This window comes from Kitasatospora sp. NBC_01560, assembly GCF_045208415.1.
Taxonomy (GTDB): Bacteria; Actinomycetota; Actinomycetes; order Streptomycetales; family Streptomycetaceae; genus Kitasatospora.
In genome coordinates this window covers 475,499-501,649 of record NZ_CP109364.1, presented here as the reverse complement: position 1 = coordinate 501,649, position 26,151 = coordinate 475,499, and the positions used below count along the sequence as shown (strand labels likewise).

At 74.9% G+C, this 26,151-nt stretch carries 25 protein-coding genes and 2 pseudogenes; 10 read left to right on the top strand and 17 right to left on the bottom strand.

Going from position 1 to position 26,151, the window contains the following annotated elements; all coding sequences use genetic code 11:
- Positions 1 to 135: 135 nt before the first annotated feature.
- Positions 136 to 738: a hypothetical protein gene (locus OH807_RS02075; RefSeq protein ID WP_406193071.1), complete on the top strand. Its 603-nt coding sequence runs from the start codon at positions 136 to 138 to the stop codon at positions 736 to 738.
- A 135-nt stretch (positions 739 to 873) separates the two neighbouring features.
- On the opposite strand, the gene OH807_RS02070 is transcribed toward OH807_RS02075, so the two are convergent.
- Positions 874 to 1,518, bottom strand: coding sequence for an MFS transporter (locus OH807_RS02070; RefSeq protein WP_406193068.1), 645 nt, complete (start codon positions 1,516 to 1,518; stop codon positions 874 to 876).
- A gap of 80 nt (positions 1,519 to 1,598) precedes the next feature.
- Between OH807_RS02070 and OH807_RS02065 the strand changes: the two genes are divergently transcribed.
- Entirely contained in the window at positions 1,599 to 1,781 is a 183-nt protein-coding gene (locus OH807_RS02065) for a helix-turn-helix domain-containing protein (protein WP_406193065.1), read from the top strand.
- 237 nt (positions 1,782 to 2,018) lie between these two features.
- Positions 2,019 to 2,726 (top strand): M24 family metallopeptidase, encoded by a 708-nt coding sequence (locus OH807_RS02060; protein ID WP_406193062.1) that lies wholly within the window; start codon positions 2,019 to 2,021, stop codon positions 2,724 to 2,726.
- Between the two features lie 112 nt (positions 2,727 to 2,838).
- Here OH807_RS02060 and OH807_RS02055 read toward each other — a convergent pair whose 3' ends face one another.
- Positions 2,839 to 4,053: an MFS transporter gene (locus tag OH807_RS02055; protein WP_406193059.1), complete on the bottom strand. Its 1,215-nt coding sequence runs from the start codon at positions 4,051 to 4,053 to the stop codon at positions 2,839 to 2,841.
- Positions 4,054 to 4,302: 249 nt separating this feature from the next.
- Positions 4,303 to 4,662 (bottom strand): hypothetical protein, encoded by a 360-nt coding sequence (locus OH807_RS02050; protein WP_406193056.1) that lies wholly within the window; start codon positions 4,660 to 4,662, stop codon positions 4,303 to 4,305.
- Positions 4,663 to 4,847: 185 nt separating this feature from the next.
- Here OH807_RS02050 and OH807_RS02045 point away from each other — a divergent pair, with 185 nt between their 5' ends.
- Positions 4,848 to 5,201, top strand: coding sequence for a VOC family protein (locus tag OH807_RS02045; RefSeq protein WP_406193053.1), 354 nt, complete (start codon positions 4,848 to 4,850; stop codon positions 5,199 to 5,201).
- A 651-nt stretch (positions 5,202 to 5,852) separates the two neighbouring features.
- Here the strand turns inward: OH807_RS02045 and OH807_RS02040 are convergent.
- The gene (locus tag OH807_RS02040) at positions 5,853 to 6,284 is read right to left on the bottom strand and encodes a glutaredoxin domain-containing protein (protein WP_406193050.1); all 432 of its coding nucleotides are present in this window, start codon (positions 6,282 to 6,284) and stop codon (positions 5,853 to 5,855) included.
- Here OH807_RS02040 and OH807_RS02035 point away from each other — a divergent pair.
- A pseudogene (locus tag OH807_RS02035) lies at positions 6,268 to 6,715 on the top strand (EamA family transporter); the annotation flags it as partial. The gene OH807_RS02040 and the pseudogene OH807_RS02035 overlap by 17 nt on opposite strands.
- Before the next feature lie 79 nt (positions 6,716 to 6,794).
- On the opposite strand, the gene OH807_RS02030 reads toward OH807_RS02035, so the two are convergent.
- Both OH807_RS02030 and OH807_RS02025 read right to left on the bottom strand, forming a co-directional pair.
- Positions 6,795 to 7,181, bottom strand: coding sequence for a VOC family protein (locus OH807_RS02030; protein WP_406193047.1), 387 nt, complete (start codon positions 7,179 to 7,181; stop codon positions 6,795 to 6,797).
- Positions 7,178 to 7,470 (bottom strand): annotated as a pseudogene (locus OH807_RS02025) (ArsR/SmtB family transcription factor). The gene OH807_RS02030 and the pseudogene OH807_RS02025 overlap by 4 nt, the downstream one beginning before the upstream one ends.
- Positions 7,471 to 7,687: 217 nt before the next feature.
- On the opposite strand from OH807_RS02025, the gene OH807_RS02020 reads away from it, so the two are divergent.
- From OH807_RS02020 to OH807_RS02000, 5 genes are all read left to right on the top strand, one after another.
- Positions 7,688 to 8,386, top strand: coding sequence for an ArsR/SmtB family transcription factor (locus OH807_RS02020; protein WP_406193044.1), 699 nt, complete (start codon positions 7,688 to 7,690; stop codon positions 8,384 to 8,386).
- Positions 8,383 to 9,120: an SRPBCC domain-containing protein gene (locus tag OH807_RS02015; RefSeq protein ID WP_406193041.1), complete on the top strand. Its 738-nt coding sequence runs from the start codon at positions 8,383 to 8,385 to the stop codon at positions 9,118 to 9,120. Before OH807_RS02020 ends, OH807_RS02015 begins: the two co-directional genes overlap by 4 nt.
- Before the next feature lie 137 nt (positions 9,121 to 9,257).
- Positions 9,258 to 9,830, top strand: coding sequence for a dihydrofolate reductase family protein (locus tag OH807_RS02010; RefSeq protein ID WP_406193038.1), 573 nt, complete (start codon positions 9,258 to 9,260; stop codon positions 9,828 to 9,830).
- Between the two features lie 148 nt (positions 9,831 to 9,978).
- On the top strand, positions 9,979 to 10,746 hold the full coding sequence (locus OH807_RS02005) for a class I SAM-dependent methyltransferase (protein ID WP_406193035.1): 768 nt from the start codon (positions 9,979 to 9,981) through the stop codon (positions 10,744 to 10,746).
- 121 nt (positions 10,747 to 10,867) lie between these two features.
- Positions 10,868 to 11,479: a DUF402 domain-containing protein gene (locus OH807_RS02000; protein WP_406193032.1), complete on the top strand. Its 612-nt coding sequence runs from the start codon at positions 10,868 to 10,870 to the stop codon at positions 11,477 to 11,479.
- Between the two features lie 15 nt (positions 11,480 to 11,494).
- Here the strand turns inward: OH807_RS02000 and OH807_RS01995 are convergent, their stop codons facing one another.
- The 11 genes from OH807_RS01995 to OH807_RS01945 form a co-directional block, all read right to left on the bottom strand.
- Positions 11,495 to 12,646, bottom strand: coding sequence for an iron-containing alcohol dehydrogenase (locus OH807_RS01995; RefSeq protein WP_406193029.1), 1,152 nt, complete (start codon positions 12,644 to 12,646; stop codon positions 11,495 to 11,497).
- The gene (pgk, locus tag OH807_RS01990; protein ID WP_406193026.1) at positions 12,643 to 13,875 is read right to left on the bottom strand and encodes a phosphoglycerate kinase; all 1,233 of its coding nucleotides are present in this window, start codon (positions 13,873 to 13,875) and stop codon (positions 12,643 to 12,645) included. The genes OH807_RS01995 and pgk overlap by 4 nt, the downstream gene beginning before the upstream one ends.
- On the bottom strand, positions 13,865 to 14,938 hold the full coding sequence (gene argC / locus OH807_RS01985) for an N-acetyl-gamma-glutamyl-phosphate reductase (RefSeq protein WP_406193023.1): 1,074 nt from the start codon (positions 14,936 to 14,938) through the stop codon (positions 13,865 to 13,867). Before argC ends, pgk begins: the two co-directional genes overlap by 11 nt.
- 26 nt (positions 14,939 to 14,964) lie before the next feature.
- The gene (locus OH807_RS01980; protein ID WP_406193020.1) at positions 14,965 to 16,020 is read right to left on the bottom strand and encodes a zinc-binding dehydrogenase; all 1,056 of its coding nucleotides are present in this window, start codon (positions 16,018 to 16,020) and stop codon (positions 14,965 to 14,967) included.
- Entirely contained in the window at positions 16,017 to 16,970 is a 954-nt protein-coding gene (locus tag OH807_RS01975) for a hydroxyacid dehydrogenase (RefSeq protein WP_406193017.1), read from the bottom strand. The genes OH807_RS01980 and OH807_RS01975 overlap by 4 nt, the downstream gene beginning before the upstream one ends.
- Before the next feature lie 97 nt (positions 16,971 to 17,067).
- A complete protein-coding gene (gene phzG, locus OH807_RS01970) occupies positions 17,068 to 17,733 on the bottom strand; it encodes a phenazine biosynthesis FMN-dependent oxidase PhzG (RefSeq protein ID WP_406193014.1) in 666 nt (221 codons plus the stop codon).
- A 114-nt stretch (positions 17,734 to 17,847) separates the two neighbouring features.
- On the bottom strand, positions 17,848 to 20,172 hold the full coding sequence (locus OH807_RS01965; protein ID WP_406193011.1) for an FAD/NAD(P)-binding protein: 2,325 nt from the start codon (positions 20,170 to 20,172) through the stop codon (positions 17,848 to 17,850).
- Complete coding sequence (locus OH807_RS01960) at positions 20,169 to 21,296, bottom strand: pyridoxal-phosphate-dependent aminotransferase family protein (RefSeq protein ID WP_406193008.1); 1,128 nt, start codon at positions 21,294 to 21,296, stop codon at positions 20,169 to 20,171. Before OH807_RS01960 ends, OH807_RS01965 begins: the two co-directional genes overlap by 4 nt.
- Positions 21,297 to 21,386: 90 nt before the next feature.
- The gene (locus OH807_RS01955) at positions 21,387 to 22,808 is read right to left on the bottom strand and encodes an MFS transporter (protein WP_406193005.1); all 1,422 of its coding nucleotides are present in this window, start codon (positions 22,806 to 22,808) and stop codon (positions 21,387 to 21,389) included.
- Positions 22,805 to 24,190: a condensation domain-containing protein gene (locus tag OH807_RS01950; protein WP_406193002.1), complete on the bottom strand. Its 1,386-nt coding sequence runs from the start codon at positions 24,188 to 24,190 to the stop codon at positions 22,805 to 22,807. Before OH807_RS01950 ends, OH807_RS01955 begins: the two co-directional genes overlap by 4 nt.
- On the bottom strand, positions 24,187 to 25,959 hold the full coding sequence (locus OH807_RS01945) for a non-ribosomal peptide synthetase (protein ID WP_406192999.1): 1,773 nt from the start codon (positions 25,957 to 25,959) through the stop codon (positions 24,187 to 24,189). Before OH807_RS01945 ends, OH807_RS01950 begins: the two co-directional genes overlap by 4 nt.
- Positions 25,960 to 26,151 lie beyond the last annotated feature (192 nt).

The following is a 26,151-nucleotide window of genomic DNA, read 5'->3' as shown; positions in this document are numbered from 1 at the left end:
CAAGATTGCCAGTTCATCAGATCTCCACCTGTCCTGCACATGATCTCCGCATAAGGTGAGGCCGTTCCGCCCCGGTTTCCCCCGTCAACGGGCCGCCATACGCGTGCCCGTCGCCCGAAGTGGAGTGAATCGACCATGTCTGTCCGTCACTTGTGGAAGCACCTGACAACGTCCGTCGTCCGCAGGGGAGTCGGTGCCACACTCGGCGCCCTCGCGCTCATCGCGGCCTTCGTCCTCGCGGGCACCGCCGCCGGGACGTCGAGCGCGGAGGCCAAGCCGGCGGGCTGGGGCGGCCCCGGGAAGTGGGCCTGCTCCGGCGCACCCGTGCAGTCCGGATGGGTCATCACCCTCTACGACCGGACGGGTTGCAGCGGCTCCGGCTCCTGGTACCAGGAGCCGGTGAAGGACGGGATCTGGACCTGTTCGGGCTCGCCGATCGTTCCCGGGTACGTCATCTCGGACCACATCCAGACCGGCTGCAACGGCATCGGCTCCTGGCGGCACAGCCTCCCCAAGGACGGGATCTGGACCTGCGGCGGCTCTCCGGTCATCAGCGGGTACGTCATCACCGACTACATCCGCAACGGCTGCAACGGCGTCGGGTCCTGGCGGCACAACCTCGCGCGCGTCGGGCTGTGGACCTGCCCGGGCTCGCCCGTTCCGGCCGGCTTCCGGGCCAGCACCTACAGCGCCGGCATGTGCAGCGGCCTCGGCGCCTGGGTCCTGGTCCGCGCCTGACCCCACCGCGCACCCCGGAAACACCGCGCACCCCGGAGGCACCGCACACCCCTGTGCGGTGCCTCCGGCACGTCTGCGCAGCGGCCCGGCCCCCCGGCGGCCCGTCGCGTACGCCCGTCGTGCCGGTCATGCCCGTCATGCCCACCGCTCACGCCCGTCCGTCGGTCCGTCGAGCCCGGTCCGGCCGGCGCCCGGCAGGGTGGCGACGACCAGGGCCGCCAGGCTCGCCGCCGCTCCGACGCCGGCCACGGCGGGCCAGCCGCCGTGCGCCCAGGCGAGCGAGCCGGCCAGGGACCCGAGGGCGATGCCGAGGAACCGGAGGGTGAAGTAGCAGGTGTTGAGGCGGCTGTGGACGGCCGGGTCGAGGGCGAAGAGGGCGCTGTGACAGATGACCTGGTTGCCCCAGGTGCCGACGTCGAGGGCGACGACGCCGGTGGTCAGCCAGCCGATCCCGGACCGGCCGGTGCCGCCGCCGGGGAGCAGCAGCGCCCACGCGGCGAGGGTGACGGCGATGGAGGCGGCGAGGGCGCGGTGCCGGCCGAAGCGTTCCGTCAGTCTCCCGGCGGCGGTGGAGGCGAGGGCCCCGGCGAGGGCCACCAGGCCGAACAGGCCGACCACGGTGGGGCCGTAGTGGTAATGGTGTTCGAGCAGGAAGGTCAGGGCGGTCCAGAACGCGCCGAAGGAGACGCCGACCAGGCCGCCCGCGACGGTGACCCGCCGGACCAGCGGGTGCGAGGCGAACAGGCGCGGCACCGAGGCCAGCACGTCCCGGTACAGCACGGCCGCGGCGCGCGCAGGTTCCGGCCGCGACCGGGACGACCCTCGCCCACTGGGTCCAGCAGGCGCGGCTGATCCACGCCGTGACGTTGCTGACCAGGGACACCCCGGTCACGACCGTCGCCTCCGTCCTCGGCTACGCCACGCCGAGCGCCTTCACCGCGATGTTCCACCGCACCCTGGGTGTGCCCCCGAGCAGTTACTTCGGCGCCCGCACCGCGGCGGCAGCGGCGGCAGGGCCGGCCCCCGTCGCCACCGGTGGGTGACCGGGAGCGCCGCACCGGGAGCGCCGCACCGGGGATGCCGTACCGGGGGCCCGTCCGCCGTTCCCGTCGGCCGTTCCCCGCCCGCCGCCCGGCAGGTGCATATCCGCTTGGCTGCGACACCCCGCCTGTGCAGGATGGGCGAGGGGCGACGGAGCCACCTCCCGTGGTCCGTACGCCGCCCGGCGCGGGCCGGCACGCGCAGGACCGCACCACGACGAGCGGAAGAGGTAGTGGGACATGACAGCTGAGAACCCCGACGTGCTCGAACTCCGGCGCGCCGAAGGCCTGGTGGCCGCGCAGGAGAAGGCGGTCGCGCTGTTCGCCGAGGTCGAGGCACGCGGGCTGGTGGCACCCGGCGCGGGGGAGCGGGAGGTGAGCGACCGGATCCGCGACCTGGCCAACGAGATGTTCGGCACCACCAAGCACTGGCACAAGCGCATCATCCGCTCCGGACCCAACACCCTCTCCCCGTACCAGGAGAACCCGCCGGACCGCATCATCGGCGCCGACGACATCGCCTTCGCCGACTTCGGCCCGATCTTCGAGGAGTACGAGGCGGACTTCGGCCGCACCTACGTCTTCGGCCACGACCCCGACAAGCACCGCCTCGTGCGGGACCTCCCGCTGATCTTCGACGCCGGACGCGCCGCCTTCGAGGCCGACCCGGGCATCACCGGCAAGGAACTGCACGCCGAGGTCGAGCGCCTGGCGGCCGAAGCGGGCTGGGCCGTCGGCATCTGGCACGCCGGCCACATGGTCGGCGAGTTCCCGCACGAGACCAACGAGGGCGCCAAGGCCGCCTCCTACATCACCCCGGAGAACGGCAACCCGCTGCGCGGCACCGACCGTTCGGGCCGGGTCCGCCACTGGATCCTGGAACTGCATCTCGTCGACCGGGAGCGCGGCTTCGGCGGCTTCTACGAGCAACTGCTCGATCTGGCCTGACCGTTGCGGCCGGGCCGGGCCGGGCCGGCGCTCGGTCGCGCGGGCGGGGCACGCCCGGCCGTACGTGCATGGGGGAGAGCCGCGGCGACGGCGCGGTACCGTCGCCGCGGGCTCAGGCACCGGTCCCGCCGCCCGGGCCGGCGTGGCGGAGCAGGTAGGCCCCGGAGGCGACGGCGAGCACGGCCATGCAGGCGGCGAAGACCAGCCCGGCGTCGGCCAGGCCGAGCGGCTCGCTGAGCAGGCCCACCCCGATGACCGGGATCGAGATGCCGCAGTAGGCGACCACGAAGAGCGCCGAGAGGGCGCCGCCGCGGTGCTCGGCCGTCGCGGCGGCGGCGATCTCGCCCACCGCCCCGCGCAGGCCCATGCCCTGGCCGACGCCGCCGACCAGGGCGCTGAGCACCAGCGGCCACAGGGTGGTCCGGGCGAGTGAGGCGGCCAGCAGCGCCAGCCCGGCGACGAGCACCAGGCAGCCGAGCGGGATCGCCCGTTCGGTGCCGAGCCGGGGCACCAGGAGCTGGCCGAGGGTGGAGGCGGAGAAGGCCGCGAACACGATGAGACCGACGACCGCGTGGTTGTGGACGTCCAGGCTCTCGGCAAGGAAGGCCGGGGTGACGGAGGTGAACAGGCCCAGCAGGGCGAAGCCCGCGAAGGCGGCGATCCCCGCGGGGAGGAACACCCCCCTGATCTCCGGGGGCAGGAAGGGCCGCTGCGGCCGGGCGGTGCGCAGTGGGCGGGCCCCGGCGACGGTCTCCGGGAGGAACCAGCTGACGGCGAACGACGCGGCGAGCAGGACGAGGTGCACGACGAACGGCAGCACCAGCGGAGCGGGCGCGTACTCGGCCAGCAGCCCGGACAGCAGCGGCCCGCAGCCCAGGCCGCCCATGTTGGCCGCCGTCGCGACGAAGCCGGCGCGCGCCCGGCGGTCGGGCGGGGCGAGCTCCAGGACGTACGCGGTGGCGGTACCGGTGAACAGGCCCGCCGACAGGCCGGACAGCAGACGGCCCAGGCAGAGCAGCGGCAGGCCTCCCTCGGCGAGGAAGGCGACGGCGCTGCAGGCCGCGAGTGCCAGCCCGCAGAGCAGCACGGGCCGGCGCCCGACCGAGTCGGAGACGTTGCCGACGAACAGCAGGACACCGATCACGCCGAACGCGTAGACGGCGAACACGACCGTCACCATCAGTTCGGAGAAGCCGATCTCCTCCTGGTACAGCCCGTACAGCGGGGTGGGCAGGGTGGTGCCCGCCATGCAGACGGCGAAGGCGGCGGCGGCCCCGAGGTAGGCGGTGCGGCCGACGGCAGGCCGCCCGGTCCGACGATCACTCATCCGCCCACGGTAGGCGTTCGGGCCCGCCGGCCCCGGGCCCGGCGGGGTCGCGCTGCGCCGAATGGCCGCCGTCCGATCCCCGGGGAGGAGGCACCGGTGCGGGCGCGGCGCCGGCCGGGTCCGGCCCGACAGGAAATCCTTCGGCGTAGGGCCCCTGAAGTGGCGTCATCTCACCGTCCGGCGCCGAAGAATTTACGGTGTCTTGCCGGCTCCCAGCTCGGCACCCCTGGCCCGGCTACCCCGGCGCGGCTACCCCCGGCGCCGCCGGACGCGCCGCACCTGCTCCTGCACACGCGGGGGAGCCTCGTCGCCGGGCCCGGTCCGTCGTTCCAGCCGGTGGGTGACCACCTCGCCGAGTGGCCGGTCGGCGGACTTGCGCCACTGACCCGTTCCGCGCCGCCCGAACCGTACCTGCGAGTCGTCCAGTGCCCCGCCGAAGGCCCGCAACCGTTCCAGCGCCAGCTGTTCGCCGCGACGCAGCGCGTGGTGCCGGGCCCGCCGGGCCCGGGGGATGTTCTTCCGTGAGCTCTTCTGGTTCTCGCCGTAGACGTTCCGACGGTCCTTCAGGTAGCTCAGCCGCTTCTTCTCCTGGGGTGACCTCCGTCGCATGCGCGTCATCGTCCCCCGGCCGGGGGCGGCCCCGCACCCGGTTTTCGGCGACGGACCGGGTCTTCGGCGACGGGCCGGGCCGCGAAGAGTGCCGGGGCCTGCGGACGCCCTGGACGCCCTGGGCGCCGAGGCGGCCGAGGGTGTGGTGCCGTCCCGCCCGAGCAGGGCCCTGGCAGGATGGCGGCATGGAACGAGTGCTTGGAATCGGTGGATATTTCCTGCGGGCCGCCGACCCGGCGGCCCTGGGCGCCTGGTACCGCGAGTGTCTGGGCCTGGACGCTGACGAGAACGGCCTGTGGCATCAGGAGGCCGGGCCGACGGTGTTCGCGACGTTCGAGTCCGGGACGGAGTACTTCGGGTCCCGCACCCAGCAGGTGATGCTCAACTTCCGCGTCCGCGACCTGGAGGCGATGCTCGCGCAACTGCGTGCCAAGGGCGCGGACGTGGCCGCGGAGACGCAGGAGATGGAGGGGGTCGGCCGGTTCGGCTGGGTCACCGACCCGGAGGGCAATCGCGTCGAGCTCTGGCAGCCCGCCTGACAGTTGCCCCCGCAGGCGCTGGGACCGGCGGGCGCGCTACCCCGTTCGAGGGGTGTTCCGGACGTCTGCGGATGGATCCGAACAGGGCTGGGTAGGCCCCGGGCCGCTCTGAGCCGGCCCGACTCCTGGGGCGGCATCAAGGGCAATCAGCAGTTCCGGGGCCGGTACCTCCAGGAGCCCGACGCGCACCAGCGGCTCTTCGACGAGCAGCTCGCGCGGACGAACCCGAACAAGGAGATCAGGGTCCCGGTGCGGATCACCCAGGCGGCCGACGACGAGCGCGGCCAGGCCGCCGTTCCCGCTCCTGGGCACCGACGCCCTCGTCGACGAGCTCAACGAGACCGACAAGGACCACGGGATCGAGGTCGAGTACGAGCGGTTCGCCAAGGGCGTCGTCCCCTCGACCGGGCCGCTGGGCGGGCACTTCGCCACCATCAACCACGATGCCGCCGACCTGGCGGACTGGGTGCACGACCGCTTCACCGGCGCCTGACACCCGCACCGGGGTGCGTGGGAACCGGGGTGCACGGGGCCCGCCCCGGCCGGGTCACCCCGGGTCCCTGCCGCGGCACCCCGCCCCGGCCCGTGAAGGAACGGGACGGACCGGGCCGGGGCCGTCCGCCCCCGGGGAGCGGCGGGGGCCCGCCGGTGTCAGCCGCCGAGCTGGGCGAGGACCCAGGCGGGGTCGGGGTTGACGTGCGGGCGGCCGGCGAGCACGACGGTCGGGACGGTCTCGTTGCCGTCGTTGACCTCCCGCACCGCCGCCGCACCGGCGGGGTCCTGCCAGATGTCGACCCAGTGCAGCCGGCGGGCGCTGCGGCCCAGGCGGAACCGCAGGCGCAGGCAGTACTTGCAGCCCGGCCGCCAGTAGACGACCGGGCGGCCGTCGGCGGCGCTGCGGCGCTGCGCCTCCTCCGCGCCGACCGAGCGGGGGAAGACCAGCGGCGAGTGCAGTACGGCGAGCAGGAGGAACAGCAACAGCAGTGGCACGGCCGTGCCCGGCTTGCCGCTGACGGTCACTGAGGCGGCGACGAGCGCGCCGCAGCCCGCGAACAACAGCGACAGGATCCAGGGGCGCATCATGACGCCGAAGGCTACCGGTGGCGTCGTCCCGGTGGTGGGGCCGGGGCGCCCGGGCGCCTCCCGTGCCGGTCGGAGCCGTGCGCGCCTGCACCAGGCGCCGGCCGACAGCGGGGTGGCCCCGCTTCGTCGGCCGGGCGGTCTCCTCGGCGGTCACCCTGGCTGCGGCGGGGCTGCTGCGCCGCCGGCTGGGCCCGGAGCGGCCCGCGTACGCGATCTCGGCCGCGGCGGGCGTGCTGGACTCGGTGGCGAACCTGCTCTTCCTGCTCGCCGCCCGCAGCGGTGACCTCACCGTCGTCGCGGTGATCACCGCCCTCTACCCGGCCGGCACCGTCGTGCTGGCGCGCGGCGTCCTCGGCGAGCGCATCCACCGCAGCCAGTTCGTCGGCCTCGGCGTGGCCGCCGCCGCGGTCGGTCTGCTGGCCCTGGCCTGAGCCCGGGCGGCGCGGGTCCGACCGGCCTGAGCCCGCGCCACCCGGGCTCAGGCTTGTCCGGGGGCCTGCCCGCCGGGGCCTACTTGCTGTGCACGAGCTGGATCAGGTTGCCGCAGGTGTCGTCGAGGACGGCGGTGGTGACCGGGCCCATCTCCAGCGGCTCCTGGGTGAAGCGCACCCCCAGGGCGCTCAGCCGGGCGAACTCCGCGCGCACGTCGTCCACGGCGAACGAGGCGAGTGGGATGCCGTCGGCGGCCAGCGCCGTCCGGTACGGCCCCACCGCGGGGTGGCCGGCGGGCTCCAGCAGCAGCTCGGTCCCGCCCGGGGCCTCGGGGGAGACGACGGTCAGCCAGCGGTGCTCGCCCAGTGGGACGTCGTGCTTCCGCACGAAGCCCAGCACGTCCGTGTAGAAGCGCAGGGCCTTCTCCTGGTCGTCGACGAAGACGCTGGTCAGATGGATCCTCATGGGGTGCTCTCCGGTGCGGCGGGCCTGAGCCATCGCGTCGCGATGCGCTCCAGGGGTGCGGTGTTCAGGTGGTGGAGCTTGTAGTGGCCCTCCCGCCGCGGGGCGACGAGGCCGGCGGATCCCGGCACGGCCAGGTGTTGGCCGACCGCCTGCCGGGACAGCCCCGGGCGGTGCCGGACCGCCAGCCGGGTGCAGATCCCGAACGGCGTCCGGCTGTCCCGTTCCACCGGTTCGTCGAGGATGCCCGGCGGGTGGGGCCGGCCGGTGCCTCGAAGAGATCCTCCGCCATGCCCCCACCGCAGGCAAGCAATGACTTGCCCGTCGAGGCAGCCGTTTCCAGGACGCGCGCTCCGGCGATGCCCGGTCGACGATGGCGGCGGGCCGAGTCGGCACGGCACGGCGGGGCGGGAACGGCGGGGCCGGAAGGGCCGGGCGGGAACGGCGGGGTGGGCTCCGACAAGTTTTCCTGTCTTGACAATTTTATTCGTCGGTACGATCCTGGAACGGTGCTGGACGTCGCCGTGATCGAAGAACCCGCCGCGGCCGAGGCCTCCCTGGACCCGATCCGGTCCCGGATCCTCGCCGCTCTGGCCGAGCCCGGCTCGGCCACCATGCTGGCCGCGCGCCTGGGCCTGCCCCGACAGAAGGTCAACTACCACCTCAAGGAGCTGGAGCGGCACGGGCTGGTCGAGCTCGCCGAGGAGCGGCGCAGGGGCAACGTCACCGAACGGGTGTACCGCGCCATCGCCGCCTCCTACGTGATCTCCCCGAGCGCCCTGGCCGCCGTCAGCCCGGATCCGACCCGGTCCCCCGACCAGCTCTCCGCCCGCTGGCTGCTGGCGCTGGGGGCCCGGCTGGTGCAGGAGGTCGGGACGCTGCTGACCGGCGCCGCCCGGGCCCGGCAGCGGGTTGCCACCTTCGGCATCGACGCCGAGGTGCGGTTCGCCTCGGCGGCCGACCGGGCGGCCTTCGCCGACGAGCTGGCCAGGGCGGTGTCCGCCCTGGTCGGCCGCTACCACGACGAGTTCGCCGAGGAGGGCCGGAGCCACCGGGTGGTCGTCGGCCTCCACCAGATCCCCGCGGTGCCGCCCGGCGCAGTCACCCGGGCCGGCGCGGCCGGCCCGCCGCCGGCGGCCGCTGACGCGCACCGGACCGGGACGGCGACCGGGACCGAATCCGAAGCAGGACAGGAGAGCCGACCATGACACACCCGTTCGAGATCGAGCTGGAGGCGATCCTGCCGGCGACCCCGGAACAGGTCTGGGAGGCGATCGCCACCGGACCGGGGATCGACTCCTGGTTCATGGGGCGCAATGAGGTGGAGCCGCGCGAGGGCGGGATCGCCGCCATGGCCACGGGCGGCCACCGGGAGGAGGCGGTCGTCACCGCCCACGAGCCCGGGAAGCGCTTCGCCACCCGGACGGCCGCCGCCGCGGACGGCCGGTTCATGGCCTTCGAGTACCTGATCGAGGGGCGGGACGGTGGCAGCACCGTGCTGCGCGTCGTCCACAGCGGCCTGCTCGGCGACGACTGGCAGGACGAGTACGACGCCCTGCGCCGCGGGTGGCCCTTCCACCTCCACACCCTCCGCGAGTACCTGGCGCACTTCCCGGGCCGGGTCGGGGTGCCCGTCTTCGCCGTGGCACAGCCGGCCGGCCGGTCGGCGCCGGAGGTGCGGGCGGCGCTCACCGCCGCGCTGTCGCCGGCGGCCCCGGTGGTGCTCGGTGCGCGGGTGACCGCCGCGCCGACGGGCCTCCCGCCGCTGGACGGCGAGGTGGTCTGGGCGGACGACGAGCGCTTCGAGCTCCGCACCACCGACGGGCTCTACACCTTCCATCACGGTTCGGGCGTGGCGCTGATGTTCCACCACCTCTTCGGCCCGGCCACGGAGGGGGCCGAGGCCGCCTGGCAGCAGTGGCTGACCGGCGTGCTCGCCTGAGCCCTTCAGCTGTACCGCGCCGCCCTCCCCGGGCGGTGCACCCAACCCGGGAGCCCGCGGCGGACGCACCGCCACCTCACCGCCACTGCGGCGGCGGGCCGACCGGAACCGCACACCAGAAACCTGAGGAAATCACCATGCGCACCCTGATCAGCACCGCCTTCATCTCGCTCGACGGCGTCGTGGAGGGCCCGGGCGGCGAGCCCGGCTACCGCAACTCCGGCTGGACGTTCAAGGACGTCGACTTCCTCCCCGAGGCGTTCGACATCAAGGGGCGGGAGCAGGGCGAGGCCACCGCGCTCCTGCTGGGCCGGGTCAGCTACGAGGCGTTCAGCCCCGTCTGGCCGGACATGGCCGAGTTCGGCCAGTACCGCACCATGCCCAAGTACGTCGTCTCCACCACGCTCGCCGAGGACGCGCTCGTCACCAACTGGGGCGAGACCACGATCCTGCGCTCCCTCGACGAGGTCGCCGCCCTGAAGGAGACCGAAGGCGGCCCGATCATCGTCCACGGCAGCGCCGAGCTGAACCACGGCCTCGCCGACGCCGGTCTGATCGACCGTTACCACCTGCTCGTCTTCCCGCTCCTGCTCGGCGCCGGCAAGCGCCTCTTCCCGGCCACCGACAAGGACGCCCAGAAGCTGGAGCTCGTCGAGCACGCCGTGTACGCCAACGGGCTGCAGCTGAACGTCCTCGACGTCGTCCGCTGACCGGTCCGCCTGTCCCCGCCCCGGCCCCGTCCTTCCCGGCGCCGGGCAGGACGGGGCCGGGCCGTCCACCCCGTCCACCCCGCTGCCCCCGCCCTCCGGGTCGGAAAACCCCGGCGCCGGCGGTCCGGGCCGTGCCAGGATGCTCGGCATGTCTGCTCGTGCACTGGGTTTCGGCGTGATCGCGAAGGCCTACGAACGGTTCCGTCCGGGGTATCCCGACGAACTCTTCGAGGTGGTGGCGGCGTACGCGGGCCGGCCCGTCCGGACGGCCCTGGAGATCGGTGCGGGGACGGGCAAGGCCACCCGCCTGTTCGCCGGGCGCGGGGTCGCGGTCACCGCGACGGAGCCCGACGAGGCGATGCTCGCCGAGCTGCGCAGGGCGGTGCCCGCCGGCGTGCGGGCCGTCCGGGCCGCGTTCGAGGACGTGCAGCCGGGCGACACGTACGACCTGGTCTACGCGGCGGCGGCGCTGCACTGGACGCGTCCGCAGGGGCGGTGGCCGAGGGTGGCCGCGCTGCTGGAGCCCGACGGTGTGTTCGCCTCGTTCGCCGGCCCGTTCCAGCCGGCCGACCCGGCCGTCGAGGAGGCCGTCCGGGCTGCCCGGGCGCCGTTCCTGGCGAGCGACGACGTCCCCCCGCCCGACGGGACGGCGCCGGACGCGCAGCTGCGCTGGCCGGGGACGGAGCTGCAGCAGTCCCGGTACTTCACCGACGTGCAGCAGCACGTCATCGGGCGTCGGACGACCATGAGCGCCGCCGACTACGTCGGCCACCTGTCGACCGTCTCGGCGTACCTCCAACTCCCGGAGCCGGCCCGGCAGCAGGCCTACGAGGCGATCGGCAGGGCCCTCCCCGCGACGGTCGAGATCGTCGCCGACCTCACCGTCCACCTCGCGCGCCGGCGGCCCGAGGGGTGACGCCCCCGTCCACCGGCCGACGTCGACGGCCGGCCAACCGCCGTCACCCGTAAGACATCTGACGGTTCGCCAATGCAGTCCCCCCTCCTGCGGCGACGGACCGGCTGCTACGGTCCTGGGCATGGCGGCGCGCACTTTCTCCGTGGACGAGGTGATCGTTCGTCGGGAGATCCTCGACGGACGCGAGTGGATGGTCTGCCCGGTGCGGGTGGTGGCGGACACCGGTGACCTCCTCGCGGTGTACCTGGCCCGGGGCACACCCCTCACCTTCGGCGGCGGGGAGTTCCGCTGGGGGCTGCACCCCTGGACGGCGTTCGCACCGTACTGGCAGTCCGAGGGCGTGCTGCAACTCCAGCGGCCCGGCGACGGGTACGCGGTGTGGGCGCGGCGCAGCGGCGGCGAGTTCACCGACTGGTACGTCAACTTCCAGGAGCCGATGCGCCGCACCGACCGGGGCTTCGACACGCTCGACCAGGAGTTGGACCTGCTGCTGCCGGCGGACGGCTCGCCCCCGCGCTGGAAGGACGTCGACCACTTCGAGGAGCGCCGTCGCAGCGGCGGCTTCACCGAGGCCGAGGCCGACTCGGTCGGGGTCGCCGCCGCGGCGGTCATGGATCTCGTCGAACGCGGTGCCGGGTGGTGGGAGGTGTGGCGTGACTGGCGGGCGCCGCAGGGGTGGGAGGTGCCGGCGGCGGTGCCGCTGTCGGACGGGGCACGGCCGGCCCGGGCGTGAGGGGCACCGGGACGGCTACAGGGCCTCCGCGTAGAGGGCCCGCAGGTAGGCGGCGTCCGCGGTGGCCCCGGCGGGGTCGTTGTCCAGGTTGCCGCTGACCCCGGCCACCAGCGTGTCGAGGTCCGCCGAGGTGACGCCCCAGTCGCGAAGCCGCGCGGTGAGCCCTGTGGCTGCCAGCAGTCGTCCGGCTCCCTCGTGCACCGAGGCGGCGCCGAGGACGTCGGCCAGCTCGCCGAAGGCCTCGGGGGCGCGGACTTCGGTCCGGCGCAGCCAGCCGGGGTAGAGGACGGCCAGCCCCCTGCCGTGCGAGATGTCCAGGCCCGGCAGCGATCCCATGGCCTGCTGGAGGCGGTGCGGCAGGCAGGTGCTGGCGGTGGCGACGTTGACGCCGCCGAGCAGCGCGGCGAGTGCGAGCGCCGTCCGGTGGGCCGGGTCCGGGTCACCGCGGAGCAGCGGGGGCAGATGGGTGGTGATCAGCCTGATCGCCCGGTGTGCGCGGGCCCGGCCGGCCGGTGTGGCCAGGGCGGCGACGGAGCCCTCCACCGCGTGGGCGAAGGCGTCGAAGGCCGTCTCGGCGAGGACGGCGGGCGGGACGGTGGCGATCAGGTCGGGGTCGACGACCGCGGTCCGCGGGAACAGCGCGTCACCGCGGATGCCGGAGCGGAAGCGCCGGACGGTGTCGGTGATGATGGCGCCCTTGGTGACCTCGGATCCGCTGCCGGCGGTGGTGGGGACGGCGACCAGTGGCAGGACGGGGGCACCGGGGGCGAGCGTGGTGCCGATGACGTCGCGCACGGTGCCTTCCCGTCCGGCCGCCACGGCCACCGCCTTGGCGGCGTCGAGCGCGCTGCCGCCGCCGAGGCCGACGACGACGTCGCTGCCGGCCGAGCGGGCGAGGACGGCGGCCTCGTCCACCTCGTCGGAGCGCGGGTTGGCCGAGATCCGGTCGTGGACCGTCGCCTTCACCCCAGCGCCGGCCAGGGAGGCGAGGACGCGGTCGAGATGGCCGTGTCGGCGGGCGGCGGTGCGCCCGGTGACGACGAGGGCCCGGACGCCGTGCCGGCGCACCAGTTCGCCGACGCGGTCCGTGGTGCCGGCGCCGAACACGACGCGGGTGGGTACGGGGAGGTCGCGGGTCAGGTCGCGGGCCTCGTCGGGCGTGGTCATGCGTCATTCCTCCGGGGCCGGGGGGAGCGGGAGCCCGTCCGGCTCCCGGCGGTGCTGGAACGCAGCGCCTCCAGCACCGAGGAGGTGCCTTCGACGAGGAACTGGAGGGCGGAGCCGCCGCCGGTGGAGGCCGGACCCGTCCAGGTGAGCTCGGCCGTGGTGTCGCCGCCGAGGAGCAGGGCGCTGCCGGGCGGCACGGCGGACAGCGAGCGCAGGACGGCGTCGGAGGCGGTCGTGTGGCCGGCGAGGTAGCGCGACGGCGTCCCGGCGAGCAGGGCCCGGGGGGCGCGGGCCAGGAGCCGCAGTGCCCAGGGCTCGACGACGAAGTCGACGATGGCGTGGCCCGGGGGTACTCCGCGCGCGATCTCCACCGCGGTGGCGGGCACGGTGGCGATCCGGTCGGCCGGCGCGGTGAGCACGGTGGTGGGCAGGTGGATCCTGGTCCTGCCGGGGGCGGCGAGGACGGCCCGGGCCGCCTCGGCGCATTCCCGCGGCCGCTCCCCGAGGTCGGAGGCCCCGACGTCGTTCCCGCGTGCCCGCAGCACCGTGTTCAGGACGACGCCGGCGGGGACGAGGAGGTCGTGGCGGCCCGCCAGGCCGGCGAGCCCCACCAGGGTCTTCTCGGGTTTGCGTCCGCCGAGGACGGCCGCCCCGCCCGGCGGGGCGGCCGGTCCGGCCGCCCACGGCGCGAGGAACCGCACCTCGGCGGCGAGCGACCCGGCCGCCCAGCCCGGCAGGTGGTCGAGCAGCCCGGTGTTGGAGGCGTGTGCCCGGTGCGCCTTGGAGAAGCCGCCGACCGCCACCAGATCGCCCAGCAGCGAGAACCGCCCGGCAAGCTCCGCACTGCCCGCCTCCTCCCCGGCGTGCAGGCGGGTGTTGCCGAAGAGGACGATCTCCCCGTCCCGCATGCGTGCGGCCGTGCGGGTGGCGTCGTCGGACGCGTTCTGCGGGTGGTAGCGCACCGGCCGTGCCAGTACCCGGCTCAGGTACGCGGCGATGTGCGGAAGGTGCTCGGCCGTGCCGTCCCGGTGGCTGCCCTGGTGGGACAGGACGCAGACCCGGGCGCCGGCGTCGGAGAGCCGGGCGAGGTCGGCCACCTCGCTGTCGATGCGCGCCGTGCCCGACAGCGAGCGGGGCACGTTGAACCCGGCCGAGAAGATCCAGCGCTCGCCGCGGGCCACCGGCCGGTCGGCGAGCAGCGGGATCCCGGCGAGCGGGTCAGAGGCCATAGCTGCGCAGCCCCTCCGCCTCGGGCAGGCCGAGCGCCAGGTTGAGGTTCTGCACGGCCGACCCGGCCGCGCCCTTCACGAGGTTGTCGCTGACCGCCACCACCCGGGCGATGCCGAGCCGGGCGTCGTAGTCGAGGCCGATGTGGACGAAGTTCGAGCCGGCCACCGCCGCCAGGTGCGGGAAGCGGCCGTAGTCCTTGTCGGTCGGCCCGCCGAGGGACGGCTGGTGGTTGACCCGCACGAAGTACTCGCCCCGGTCGCCCTCGCCGTAGAAGTCCAGGTAGCGGGCGAGCAGCGACTCGCGGGTCAGGCCGTCGCGCAGCTCCGGCCGGACGAGCACGCTCGCCTGGATGTGGATGCCGCGGGCGAAGTCGCCGTGTGCGGTGCTGAGGTCGACCGTCACCGGCGCGCCGGCCAGGCGGGCGAACTGGTCCTCCAGTTCGGGTGCGTGGCGGTGGCCGCGCAGGCTGTACGGCAGCAGCGAGCCGATCACCTCGGCGTGCAGGACGTCGGTGCGCGGTGTCGTCCCCGCGCCCGTGGTCCCGTTGACGGCGGCGATGTGCAAGGGGATGCCGGGGCTCGCGAGACCGGCCCGGACGAGCGGGGCGAGGCCGATCAGCGCGGTGATGGCGTAGCACCCGGGGTTGGCGATCAGACGGGCCTCGCGGATGCGGTCGCGGTGGAACTCGGTGGCGCCGTAGACCGCCTCGCCGAGCAGTTCGGGGGCGGTGTGCTCGCGGCCGTGCGCCGCCCGGTAGCGCTCCGGGTCGGCGAAGCGGAAGTCGGCGCTCAGGTCCACCACCCGGGTGCCGGCGTCGAGGAGCGCGGGGGCCAGTCGCATCGCCTCCCCGGAGGGCGTGCAGAGCAGCACGGCGTCGAACTCCGCCGCGGCCGCCACCACGTCCTCCACCGGGACGAAGTCGAGGCCGCTGCCCAGCAGGTTGGGGTGGAGCCGTTCGAACGGCTCCGCGGAACGGGAGGTCGGGACGATCCGGGCCACGCCGGGGTGGTTCAGCAGCAGCCGGCACGCCTCCCCGCCGGTGTGCCCGGACCCCCCGACCACCGCCACGTGTATGCCTGCCCGGCCGGTCACGCCGACCACCCGCTCTCGAACTCGGAGGGATCCGTCGTCACATGGAGCATGATCTTCCCTGTCGGTGTGTCGGCCCGGTCCATCAGCCGCAGTGCCTCGGCCGCCCGCTCCAGCGGAAAGTGATGGGTGACCAGCGGCAGCGGATCCAGGCCGCCGTCCGCGAGCCAGCCGATGACCTCGGCGAAGTCCCGGGGAGTGGAGAGGGCGGAGGACCGTACGGTGATCTCCCGCCCGACCAGCGTGTTGAGGTCGACCCGCGGCCGGTCCTCGAAGTAGCTCACGACCACCACCTCGCCGCCCGGCCGCACCGCGCGCACCGCCTGGTCCAGGACGCCCGGGTAGCCCGCCGCGACCACCACGGTGCCGGCGGGGCGCCCGCCGAGGGCGGCCAGCGCCTCCGGCACAGGGTCCCCGGCAGCGGCGTCGACGTACCCGTCGGCCCCGGCCGCGCGCGCCAGCTCCCCCTTGCGGGAGCCGAGGTCGACGCAGACCACCGGCGTGCGGCCCAGCCGGCGCGCCGCCACCGCGCAGCCCAGGCCGACCGTCCCGGACCCCAGGACGAGCACGCCGCCGTCCCGGCGGGCGGTGCGGACGGCGTGCAGGCCGATCGAGAGGGGCTCCACCAGCGCCCCGGCCACCGGGTGCAGACCGGGCGGCAGCCGGTGCGTCATGTTGGGCCGCAGCAGGACGTGGCGGGCGAACGAGCCGTCCCAGCCGAGGTGGCTGAGGTTCAGCTTCCGCCCGCACAGGTTGACGGCACCGCTGCGGCACGCCTCGCAGTCCTCGCAGTGCGAGAAGGCGGCGGAACAGACGAGGTCGCCGACGGTGAAGCCGGTGACGCCGGTGCCGACGTGCTCGACCGTCCCGGAGAACTCGTGCCCGAGCACCGCCGGGGCGGTCTTGTAGGGGTGGGTGCCCCGGTAGGCGGACAGGTCGGAGCCGCAGATGCCGGTCGCGGCGACGCGGACCAGCAGCTCACCGGGGCCGGGTTCGGGCGGGCGGGCGTCGCGGCGCTCCAGCTCCCGGATCCCGGTGAGGACGACGGCGCTCACACCACCCTCCCCGCCGCCGACCCGCCGGCCAGGGCTCTGCGCAGTTCGGTCACCAGGATCCGGCCCACCCGGAGCTGGGCGTCGGTCGTCGTGGCGCCGATGTGCGGGGTGAGGACGACGTTGTCCAGGGCGGCCAGCGCGGGCACCCCGCGTTCGACCGCGTGGACGTCCAGCGCGGCGCCGGCGAGCCTGCCGCGGAGCAGCGCGTCGTGGAGCGCCCCCTCGTCGACCACACCGCCCCGGGAGACGTTCACCAGATAGGCGTCCGGGCGCATCAGGGCCAGCTCGGCGGGGCCCAGCAGGCCCCTGGTGCCCTCGGTGAGGGGCACCGCCAGGCAGACCACGTCGGCGGTGGACAGCAGTTCGGCGAGCGGCAGTCTGGTGACGCCGCGCCCGCGCAGCTGCGCGTCGCGCTGCGGGGAGGGCTGGGCCACCGATGCGACGACGTGCATCCCGACGGCCCGGCCGAGATCGGCGAGCCGGGAACCGATGCGACCCAGCCCGACCACACCGAGCGTACGACCGGCCAGCTCGGGGCCCGCGGAGCCGGTCTTGTCCCAGGTGCCCCCGCGGATCCGGCGGTCCGCGCGGACGATCCTGCGGGTCACCGCGAGGATCAGGCCGAGTGCCAGCTCCGCCACCGCGCCCGCCGAGGCCCCGGGGATGTTGAACACCTGCACCCCGGCGCTGCGGCAGGCCGCGAGGTCGATGTTGTCGGTGCCCGTGCCGGCCCGGGCCACCACGCGGAGCCGCTTGGCCTGTTCCACCTCCCGGGCAGTGATCCGCACTCCGCTGCGCACGACGAGGGCGTCGGCGTCCGCCACCAGCACGGCCAGCTCGTCCTCGCCCGGCCGCAGCCGGACCACGACGTCGTGCTCGCGGCTCAACTCGGTGACCGCGTCGGGATGCAGGGGATCGAGCACGACGACACGGGTTCGCCCTTCGGGCATGGTTCTCCTCCTCGATGGCGCGTCGGTGGGAAATCGGTGGCGCGTCTGCGGGGGTGCGTTGGTGGGGGGCTTCGGAGGGATGCGCCGGCGGGGTGCGTCAGGGCTGGAGCCGCCGGTGGCTCCAGGCGGCCGTGCCGGGCGCCGCACGCTCGTACTGCAGCCGCCGGTGCAGGCGGTCCGGGCTGCCGTACCAGAACTCGACGCGCTCGGGGAGCAGCCGGTAGCCCGTCCACTCCGCGGGGCGTTCCAACGGGGCCTCGCCGTCCGCCAGCCGGCGTGCCCGTTCGCGCAGCTCCGCCTCGTCGTCCAGAGTGCGGCTCTGCCGGGACACCGCGGTGGTGGCCCGGGCGGCCCGTGGCCGCTCCGCGAACAGTCGGTCCGACTCCTCGGCGCGGAGCAGTTCCACGCCCCCGGCGACGGTGAGCTGCTGGAGCGTCTCGCGCCAGTAGAACGTCACCGATGCCCACGGCCGCTCCGTCAGCTCCCGGCCCTTGCGGCTGCCGCGGAAGCTGGTGAAGACCAGCCCTCTCCCGTCGGCCTCCTTGATCGAGACGACCCGGGTGGAGGGCCGCCCGGAGGCGTCGGCGGTGGCGATGACGGCCGCGTTCGGCTCGCGCACCCCCCGCTCCCGCGCCCCCTCCAGCCAGGCCCGCACCAGCCCCAGGGGCTCCTCGGGGGGTGCGTCGAACTCGGGCAGGTGGAGGCCGGTGTCCCCGGTGAGGGTGTCGGCGGCCGGCGTGCGGGGTGTCGTACTGGATGTCACGGTGCCTCGTCTCGACGTCTGGGAGCGGTGCTGCGGTGCTGCGGTGCTTCGGCGCTGCTTCGGTGCGGCCGGGTGGCCGTGCGGCTGCGCGGCGCGGCGGGGCGGGTGCCCTGATCAGACCGCCGCCGGCGCCGCGGCCGCCCGCGGCCAGAACTCCCTGAGCCAGCAGAGGATGTCCTGCATGACGTGGTGGTTCTGGTTCGGGCGGAGTGCGCCCAGCTGAAAGAACATCACGCCTTCGCTCGGCGGCCCGAGCAGCGTGAGCCGCCGGTCGGTGCTGCCGTCGGCGCGGACGGGGTGGAAGTCGTCGGTGAGGTCGAGGCCGCCGGGGACGAAGTCGGGCTCCCCGATGCCGGGGTTGCGCCAGATGCGGACGAGCCCGCGGCGCAGCAGGTTCGGGTAGAGCGGCAGGACGTCGTGCTCGGCGTCGAACGGGTGGACCCGCGAGTCGACCAGGACGTGAAGGGGGATGTCGGCGCCGGTGATTGGACCGCGGACGCGGAAGCGGCCGGTGCCCTCGTCGCCGTGCACCTCGGCGTCGGGGCCCGCGGAGACGTCCACCAGGCCCTGCCGGACGAGGGCGCGGATCTTCTCCATGACCTCCAGCGCCGCCCCGTTGCAGAGCCGGTTGTGGTGGCGCATGAAGACGTCGAGGAAGTCCCGGTGCGAGGAGGCGTGCAGCCCGCCGAAGTCCAGGGCGGCGGCGAGCACGTCCCGGAGGTCCCGCCAGACACCGTCGGCCGCGGCCTTGGCCGGGTTCCACAGGTTGTCCTGCGCGGCCCAGCGGTGGTCCAGGTCGAAGAAGTCCAGGACCGCCTCCCGGTACGCCTGCGGCGTGGTGTGCGCCCCGCGGGGGAGGGGCTCGACGGTGTCCCGCCAGGAGAAGCGGTTCTCCGCGGCGGTACGGCCGTGCCGGTACGGCGACTCGGACGCGGCCACCGCGGCCGCGAACTCCGCCCGGCCCCCGTCCAGCAGGTCCGCCAGCTCCGCGCCGCGCTCCGGCCCGAACACCACCCGCAGGTAGCGGGGCAGCACCGCCCGCGCGGACGCCGCCGCCTCTCCGTCGGTGGCCCCGGGGCCGGCCCCGCCCGCGAGGACGGCATCCACTGCGGCTGCCGTGCGGTCCACCTGTTCCTCCAGCGGGGCGAGCAGGCGGGCCACCGAGGCCTCGGTGCCGGCGCCGGCACCGCCGTCGGCGAGGAAGGACTCGTACTGCGGCCGCGCCGCGTGCTCCAGGTGGCGGCCGTACTCCTGCCCGAAGAACGTCGTGTAGTAGAGGTGCGCCATCTCCAGGATCACCAGCGGCAGCAGGTGCCTGCGGAAGTCGAGCTGGGAGCGGACGCGCCCGCTCACCCGGGCCGGCCGGCCGGCGGAGGCGCGCAGCCGCTCGACGGCCCGCTCGGTGAGGAACACGCCCCGGTGTTCGAGCCGTTCGGGATCGCGCTCCTTGCCGTTGTAGGGGCGGGCGAAGGTGAAGAGGCCGGACCGGCTGAACACGGCCACCGAGGCCGGCTCCGCACCGGAGGGCAGGTACTCCAGCGAGCCGTCGGGGCGCGGTGCGAAGCGTCCGCCGCGACCCTCGGTGAGGTGCAGGACGACGTCGATCGCGGTCAGGCCCATCCCCAGGCAGCCGACCGTCGTCCCGGGGCCGGCGATGTCCGGGCCGAAGGCGTTCTCCAGCGGGTAGGCCGAGGGGACGAAGGCGGCGCTGTGGCGTGCGGCGAAGCGGATCCATCCGCGGCGGGCGGCGGAGGCCAGCGGGTCGTTGGAGGAGTGCCCGGTGAGCATCAGGACGTGGTCGGCGAGGACCGGTCCGTCCTCGCCGGCCGGTCCGCCCTCGCCGGCGCCGGCCGTCACGACCTCCAGGCGGCCGTCCCCGCGCTCCACCAGGTCCACCACCTCGGACCGGTGGAGGTGGACGCGCACGCCCCGGCGCTCGCGCAGCAGGGCCACGTAACGCTCGAAGCGGTCGCGCAGTGCCTCGCCGTGGACGTACCGTTTCGGCCAGTCCTCGGCGGACAGGTCGTAGACCGGGTCGCCGGTCTCCAGGAACCGGGCCCGGCACCACTCCAGCAGGGTGGGCCGGTCGGCCGGGTCGAGCAGGGGGCCGGCGTCCGCGACGGACTCGTCGGCCGCGAACGCGACCTGGCCCACGATCCGGTTGAGGAAGCTGGTGACCGGCTGGTCCGGGCTGTGCACCTGCCCGGCCCCGAACTGCCCCGAGCGGTCGAAGACGTGGACGTCGAGCGCCAGCGGCCCGTCGGCCGCGTGCGCGGTGGCGGCGAGCCGGTCCAGCACGTAGGTGCTGCTCGGCCCGCCCCCGACCAGGGCGAGGCTCACCCGCGGGCCGGCCGTGGCGGTGTCGGCCGTGGCGGTGCCTGCCGTGGCGGTGTCGGCCGCGGCGGCGCCTGCCGTGGTGGTGTCGGCCGTGGTGGTCATGCGGCCGCCTCCACGTGCTTGGCGATCACGCGGTCGTAGGCGGCGAGGAACCCGTCGATGTCGCCCTCCGTCAGCTGCCCCATGTTGGCGACCCGGAAGACTCCCGCCAGCTGCTCCTGGGTGGAGTAGACCACGTAGCCCTCGGCCTTGAGCCCGTCGTGCAGCTCGTCGTAGCCGATGCCCTCCGGGAGGTGGACGTTGGTCACCGAGTTGGCCCGGTGGCCGGGCGGGAGGAGGAACCGGGCGCCGCGTTCGGCGAGGCCGGTGCGGATGCGTCCGGCCAGGGCGGCGTAGCGCTCGCCGCGGGCCGCCGTGCCCTCGGCGAGCGCGAGGTCCAGCGCCTTCTCGAAGGAGTTGAGCACCTGGAGGGCAGGGGTGAACAGCGGTGCGTTCCTGCGGTCCTGGGAGATGTAGTGGCCGTAGAGGTCCAGGTAGAAGGTGCGGGCCGGGACGGTCTCCAGGGCGTCCAGACGGTGCCGGGGCGCGGTGACGAAGCTGACACCCGGCAGGCCCTCCAGGCACTTGTTCGCGGTGCCGACGAGCCAGTCGACGTGGTCCGCACGGATGTCGACCGGCTCCGAGCCCAGACTGCTGATGGCGTCCACCGCCAGCTGCCGGCCGTGCCGGGCGACGACCTCGCCGATCTCGCGCAGCGGGTTGAGCTGGCCGGTACTGGTCTCGTGGTGGACCAGCCCGACGTGGGTCAGGGACGGGTCCGCGGCCAGCACGCGGTCGACCTCGGCGGGATCGATCGGGTTCGTCCAGCCGAACTCCAGGTGCCGGCGCGGCACGTCGTGGACGCTGACGATGCGGTGCAGACGGTCGCCGTAGTGGCCGTTGTCCAGGATCAGGATGCGTCCGTCCGCCGGGACGACGGAGGAGAACACCGCCTCCAGCGCGGCGGTGCCGGATCCGGCCAGCAGCACGGACGTGTGGGTCTCGTCCCCGCCGCCGATCCTGGCCGCCTTCACCCGGACCCGGTTGATCAGTGCCGCGGCCTCCGGCTCGCGGTGGCAGCTGTCGGGTGCGGCGATAGCGGTCCTGACCTCGTCGTGGACGTTCACCGGGCCGGGGTTGAGCAGGACGAGGCGGTCGACCGGGGCCGAGGGTGCAGGAAGGGACATCGGGTACCTCCTGGGAGAAGGATGGGCGGGACGGACCCGGCGGGACGCGCCGGGCAGGAGTGGGAACGGTGGATCGTGGGCGCGGGCCGCTCAGCGGCCGCCCGGGCCGGCCGCCCTGCGCAGGGACGGGTTGGCCGCCGCCGTCAGGAGCAGCGCCGCGCCGCAGCCCGCGACGACCAGGCCCAGAGCGTGGACGACGCCGGACGCACCGGCCCCCGCGGGCAGGAGCTGAAGGAGGACGGCCGCCAGCGCCGCGGCCACGTACTGACACGTCCGGTAGAGGCCCGAGGCGACGCCGACCCGGTCCGCCTCGGCCGCCGCGAGCATCGCGGACTGGTTGCCGATGCTGTTGAAGCCGTTGGGCAGCCCGAGCAGGGCGCTGACGAGGAGCAGCGCCCACACCGCGGTACCGGTGTCCACGGACGTCCACAGCAGCAGGCCGACGCCCGCCAGCGCGGTGTTGCCGATCAGCAGCGGGACGAGTACGCCGTGCCGCTGCTGGACCCTCGCCCCCAGGCCGGTGCTGACGAAGCCCAGCGCCGCGACCGGGAACACCACCAGGCCGGTGACCGCGGGGGAGAGGTGCCGACTCTCCTGGAGCCACTGGGGGAATCCGTAGAAGACCAGGTAGAACGCGGTGTACGTGACCAGCGTCCGGGCGTAGGTGAAGCTGAGCGCCCGGTTGCGCGCCAGCAGCCGTACGTCGATGAACGGGGTCGGCGCCCGCAGCTCCCACAGCACGTGGGCGGCGAGGAGGACGGCGGCCACCGCGAGGAGCCACCCGGCGGGCCGGGACTCGAACGAGAGCAGGAAGACCATCAGGGCGACGACCACGCCCACGAAGGTCAGCAGGCCCGGCAGGTCGAGGGCCCGCAGCAGTCCGGCCCGGCCGACCGCCGGCACGGCATCCGCGGGGACGGTGCGCCGCACCCACCAGCAGGCCAGCAGCGCCAGCGGCACGTTCACCAGGAAGATCGCCTGCCAGCCGAACCCGCTCACCAGAAGCCCGCCGATCGGCGGTCCCAGTGACACGGCCGTCTGGCCCGCCATGGACAGCGTCGCCAGCGCCTTCGTCGGGGTGCCCCCGCTCGCCGCGGTGGAGCCGCGGATGATCGCCACGGCGGCGGGGTACTGCGCCGAGCCTCCCAGCCCGATGACGATGCGGCTCACCGTCAGGGCGCCGAGCCCCGGCGCCAGGGTGCCCGCCACCGAGCCGAGGACCACCAGCAGCAGGCCGCCGAGGTAGACCCGCCGGGGACCGTACAGGTCGGTCAGCCGCCCGGCGGTCGGGGCACCGACCGCCGTGGCCACGTACAGACCGGAGACCAGCCAGGACAGCCCGGTGCCGGTGCCGAACTCGTCACCCAGGGCGGGCAGCGCCACGGCGATCATCGACGAGTTGAGCGCGAGCAGGAAGACCCCGGTGCCGACCGCGTGGCGCAGCCCGGCCGGTACCCCGGGCACCGCCTCGCCGGTACCGCTGCCACCGGCCTTCGTGTCCGGCCGGCTCACGTGCGCCCCGCCCTTCCGCTCGGCACGGGGATCCGGGCCAGCCGTTCCAGGTGGCCGGTCACCGCGTCCCACAGGGCGGCGACATCCGTCCCGGTGTACCAGTCCGTCTTGTAGTTGACCGCCATCCCCAGGCCCTGCGGCCCGCGTTCCTGCCACTGCGTGGCGAGCGCGGCGTCCTGCCAGCCCAGCCGGAGCGGCACGGGATCGGCCCGTGCCCCCGCGAAGAGGTCGCCGTGGCCCTCGCGCATGCGTTCGGGCTGCGCGTTGAAGGAGAGGAAGGGCGTGGCGGCCTGCGTGCCGAACAGCTCCGGGCGGTGGTCGTGGATCTGTGCGGGCCAGGGGACCCGGCTCGCGTCCAGGCCCGCCGCCACGGCCGCCCGCAGGGCGTCGAGGTGACGCAGCGGATCGCTCCAGCCGCCCGGCTCGCTCGCCACGACCACCTTGCTCGCGAACCAGCCGACGCTGTGCCGCAGCGACGGGTGCGCGCGGTTGGCGACCGTCATGGTGGTGGCCACCTCCCGCCGTCCGGAGAGGTCGGCCAGCGCGGCGTGGACGGCTGCCAGGACGAGGGTGAACCGGGTGGTGCGGGTGGCCCGGGCGAGCGGCAGCAGCCGGTCGTAGTCGGCCGCGTCGAGGGTGCGGTCGAGCCAGCGGTTGCGCTCGTGCCGGACCGGGAGGCGGCCGGTGAAGCCCTTGAGGGGAGTGTCCGGTACGGGGCTGCCGCCGGCCGGCCGCCCGGCGAGCAGGCCGCGCAGCCGTTGCCCGGCGGGGGAGTCCAGGTAGGCGTGCTGACGTGCGGTGAACTCCGCGAAGTCCTGCTCGACCACCGGAAGGGGGCCGTCGGGGGCGCCGACCTCGGCGGCGTACAGCGCCCGCAGGTCGCGCAGGAGGACGCCTGCGGACCAGCCGTCGGTGACGAGGTGTTCCACGACGAGGGCCACCAGGCTTTCCGGTGTCGGGGCCGCGGGCTCGCCACTCCTCTCACCCTCGCCACCCTCGACGCGCACGGTGATCAGGCGGGCCAGCGGGCCGTTCGCGACGTCGAACGGCTCGGCGGCCGCGCGGCGCAGTGCTGGTCCGGCCTCGCCGCCCGGGGCGGACAGCCTGGTCAGGCCGGCCGGTTCGGCGCCGGTGAGCCGCCACAGGCCGTCGCCCCCGTCCCGGCCGTGGTGCGGGCCGAAGGAGGTGAGCAGGACGGGGTGGCGCCGCTGGAGCCCCCGCCACGCGCGGTCCAGCGCGGTCAGGTCGAGAGGGCCGGTGATCCGGAACGCCCGGACCGAGTGGTGGGGATTGAACACTCCGCGCGCGGCCTCGGCGGCGCTCTGCCGCAGCCGGTGACGGTGGTTCCAGTGCGCCCGCACGATGCCTTCGTGGACGGTCACGGCGCCCCCGCGGACCGGGCGGGCGAGGGAACCGCCAGCCGCTCGGTGATCTCGGCGATGGTGGGCGCCTCGAAGAGCAGCCCCGGTGGGACGGGACTCCCGAGCACGTCCTCCAGCCGGGCGGCGATCTCCAGCGCGAGGAGCGAGTCGGCCCCGCGTTCGAAGAGGTCGTCGTCGGGGGCGAGCGGGGAGAACCCGAGCACGTGCTCGCACACCTCCGTGACGCGGTCGGTCGATCCGCCGGCCCGGGCCCGCGACGCGGCGCAGGACGGCACACCGGTCAGTGCGCGCAACCGGACGCGGTCGAGCTTTCCGCTCGGCAGCAGCGGCAGGCCGTCGGTCACCAGGTTGAGCACGGCCGGGACGGCCGCGGCGGGCAGCCGCCCGCCGACCGCCCGGCGCAACGCGTCGCGGGTGACGGGCGCGGCCGGGCCCCCGTCCGCCCCGTCCCCGGGCGCACCCACCTGTACGTGGCCGACGAGCAGCAGGCCGCCGCGATCGTCCCGGACACCCACCACGCCCGCCTGGAGCACGCCCGGCACGGATTCGAGGACGCGTTCCACCTCGCGCAGCGCGATCCGCACCCCGCGGACCTTGACCTGGTCGTCGATCCGGCCGAGCAGGTGCAGCGTGCCGTCCTCGTCGAAGCGGCCCAGATCACCGGTCGGGTGGAGCAGGTCGTCCGGGTCTCCGGGCCGGCGGGGGCGGAAGGCCTCCGTCCCGTCGAGGTAGCCGTACGACCGGTAGGGCGTGCGGATCACGACCTCGCCGCCGGGGGAGAGCGCGGCCCGGGTACCGGGCAGGGCCCGGCCCACGGGCTGCGGCCCGGGGGCCGGTTCGGCCGGCACCTCGTACCAGAACTTGGCCAGGGTCGTCTCGCTCGGCCCGTACAGGTTGACGACGCGGCCGCGCGGGGCGAGCTGCGCCCGCCACTCGCGCACGAGTTCGCCGTGGAGCTGCTCACCGGCGAAGAAGGTCAGCCGCAGACCGGTCGGTGCCGGGCCGGCGGCGCCCCGGTCGGTCGGTTTAGGGCCGTCGGCGTTACGGCCGGCGGCGTTCGGGGCGGCGAGCCAGCGGCGGGCGAGCGAGGGCACGGTGTGCAGGACGGTGACCGCGCGCCGGGACAGGAACTCCCGCACGCGGTCGGGGTCCAGCGAGCGGGACTCGGGCAGGCAGAGCGCCGCGCCGCTGACCAGCGGCGTCAGGATGTCGCGCAGGGCCACGTCGAACGCCCAGCTGGTCAGTTGTCCGACCCGGTCGCCCGGCCCTATGCCGAACGTGTCCCGCTGCCACTGCACGAAGTGCGCCAACCCGGCGCCCCGGCCCAGGATCCCCCTGGGCGTGCCGGTGCTGCCGGAGGTGAAGGTCACGTAGGCCGCGTCGCCCCGACCGGTGGCGTCCGCGGTCTCCCCCGGCGGAGCGGCGTACGGGAGCGGCTGCGTCACCCCCTCCGCCGTGACGAGCCCGGCGGCGCGGCCGGCCTCCAGGACCGCGGCCCTTCGTGCGTCGGGCAGCAGCGGATCCAGCGGGAGGACGACACCGCCCGTGCGCAGGACGGCGAGGAGCGCGGCGACCGAGTCCGGGTGCGGGGACTGCTCCACCGCGACCACGTCGCCGGTGCGGACAGGGCCTGCGGACAGCGCGTCCGCGAGGGCGGAGACCCTGTCGTCGAGGCCGCGGTAGGAGAGGTCGCCGTAGGGGGAGAGGAGCGCCGGCCGTGCACCGTGCGCCTCGACGGCGGCGCTGAACAACCGGCTGACGGAAGGCACCGGAACGAGGGGGAGGTCGTCGTCGAAAGAGGCCCCGGGATTCCCGGCCGGGTGCCTCCCCGGATTGTCGGCGGAGAATTTCGCCGCCTGCTCATCGAATTCTGTTTCAGGCATGATGACTCTCCGGACCCCGTTTCGGCAGGCGTCTTCTGTTTCCGGTGGACCGGATTCCCGAGGTCCGGTCCGGGCGGT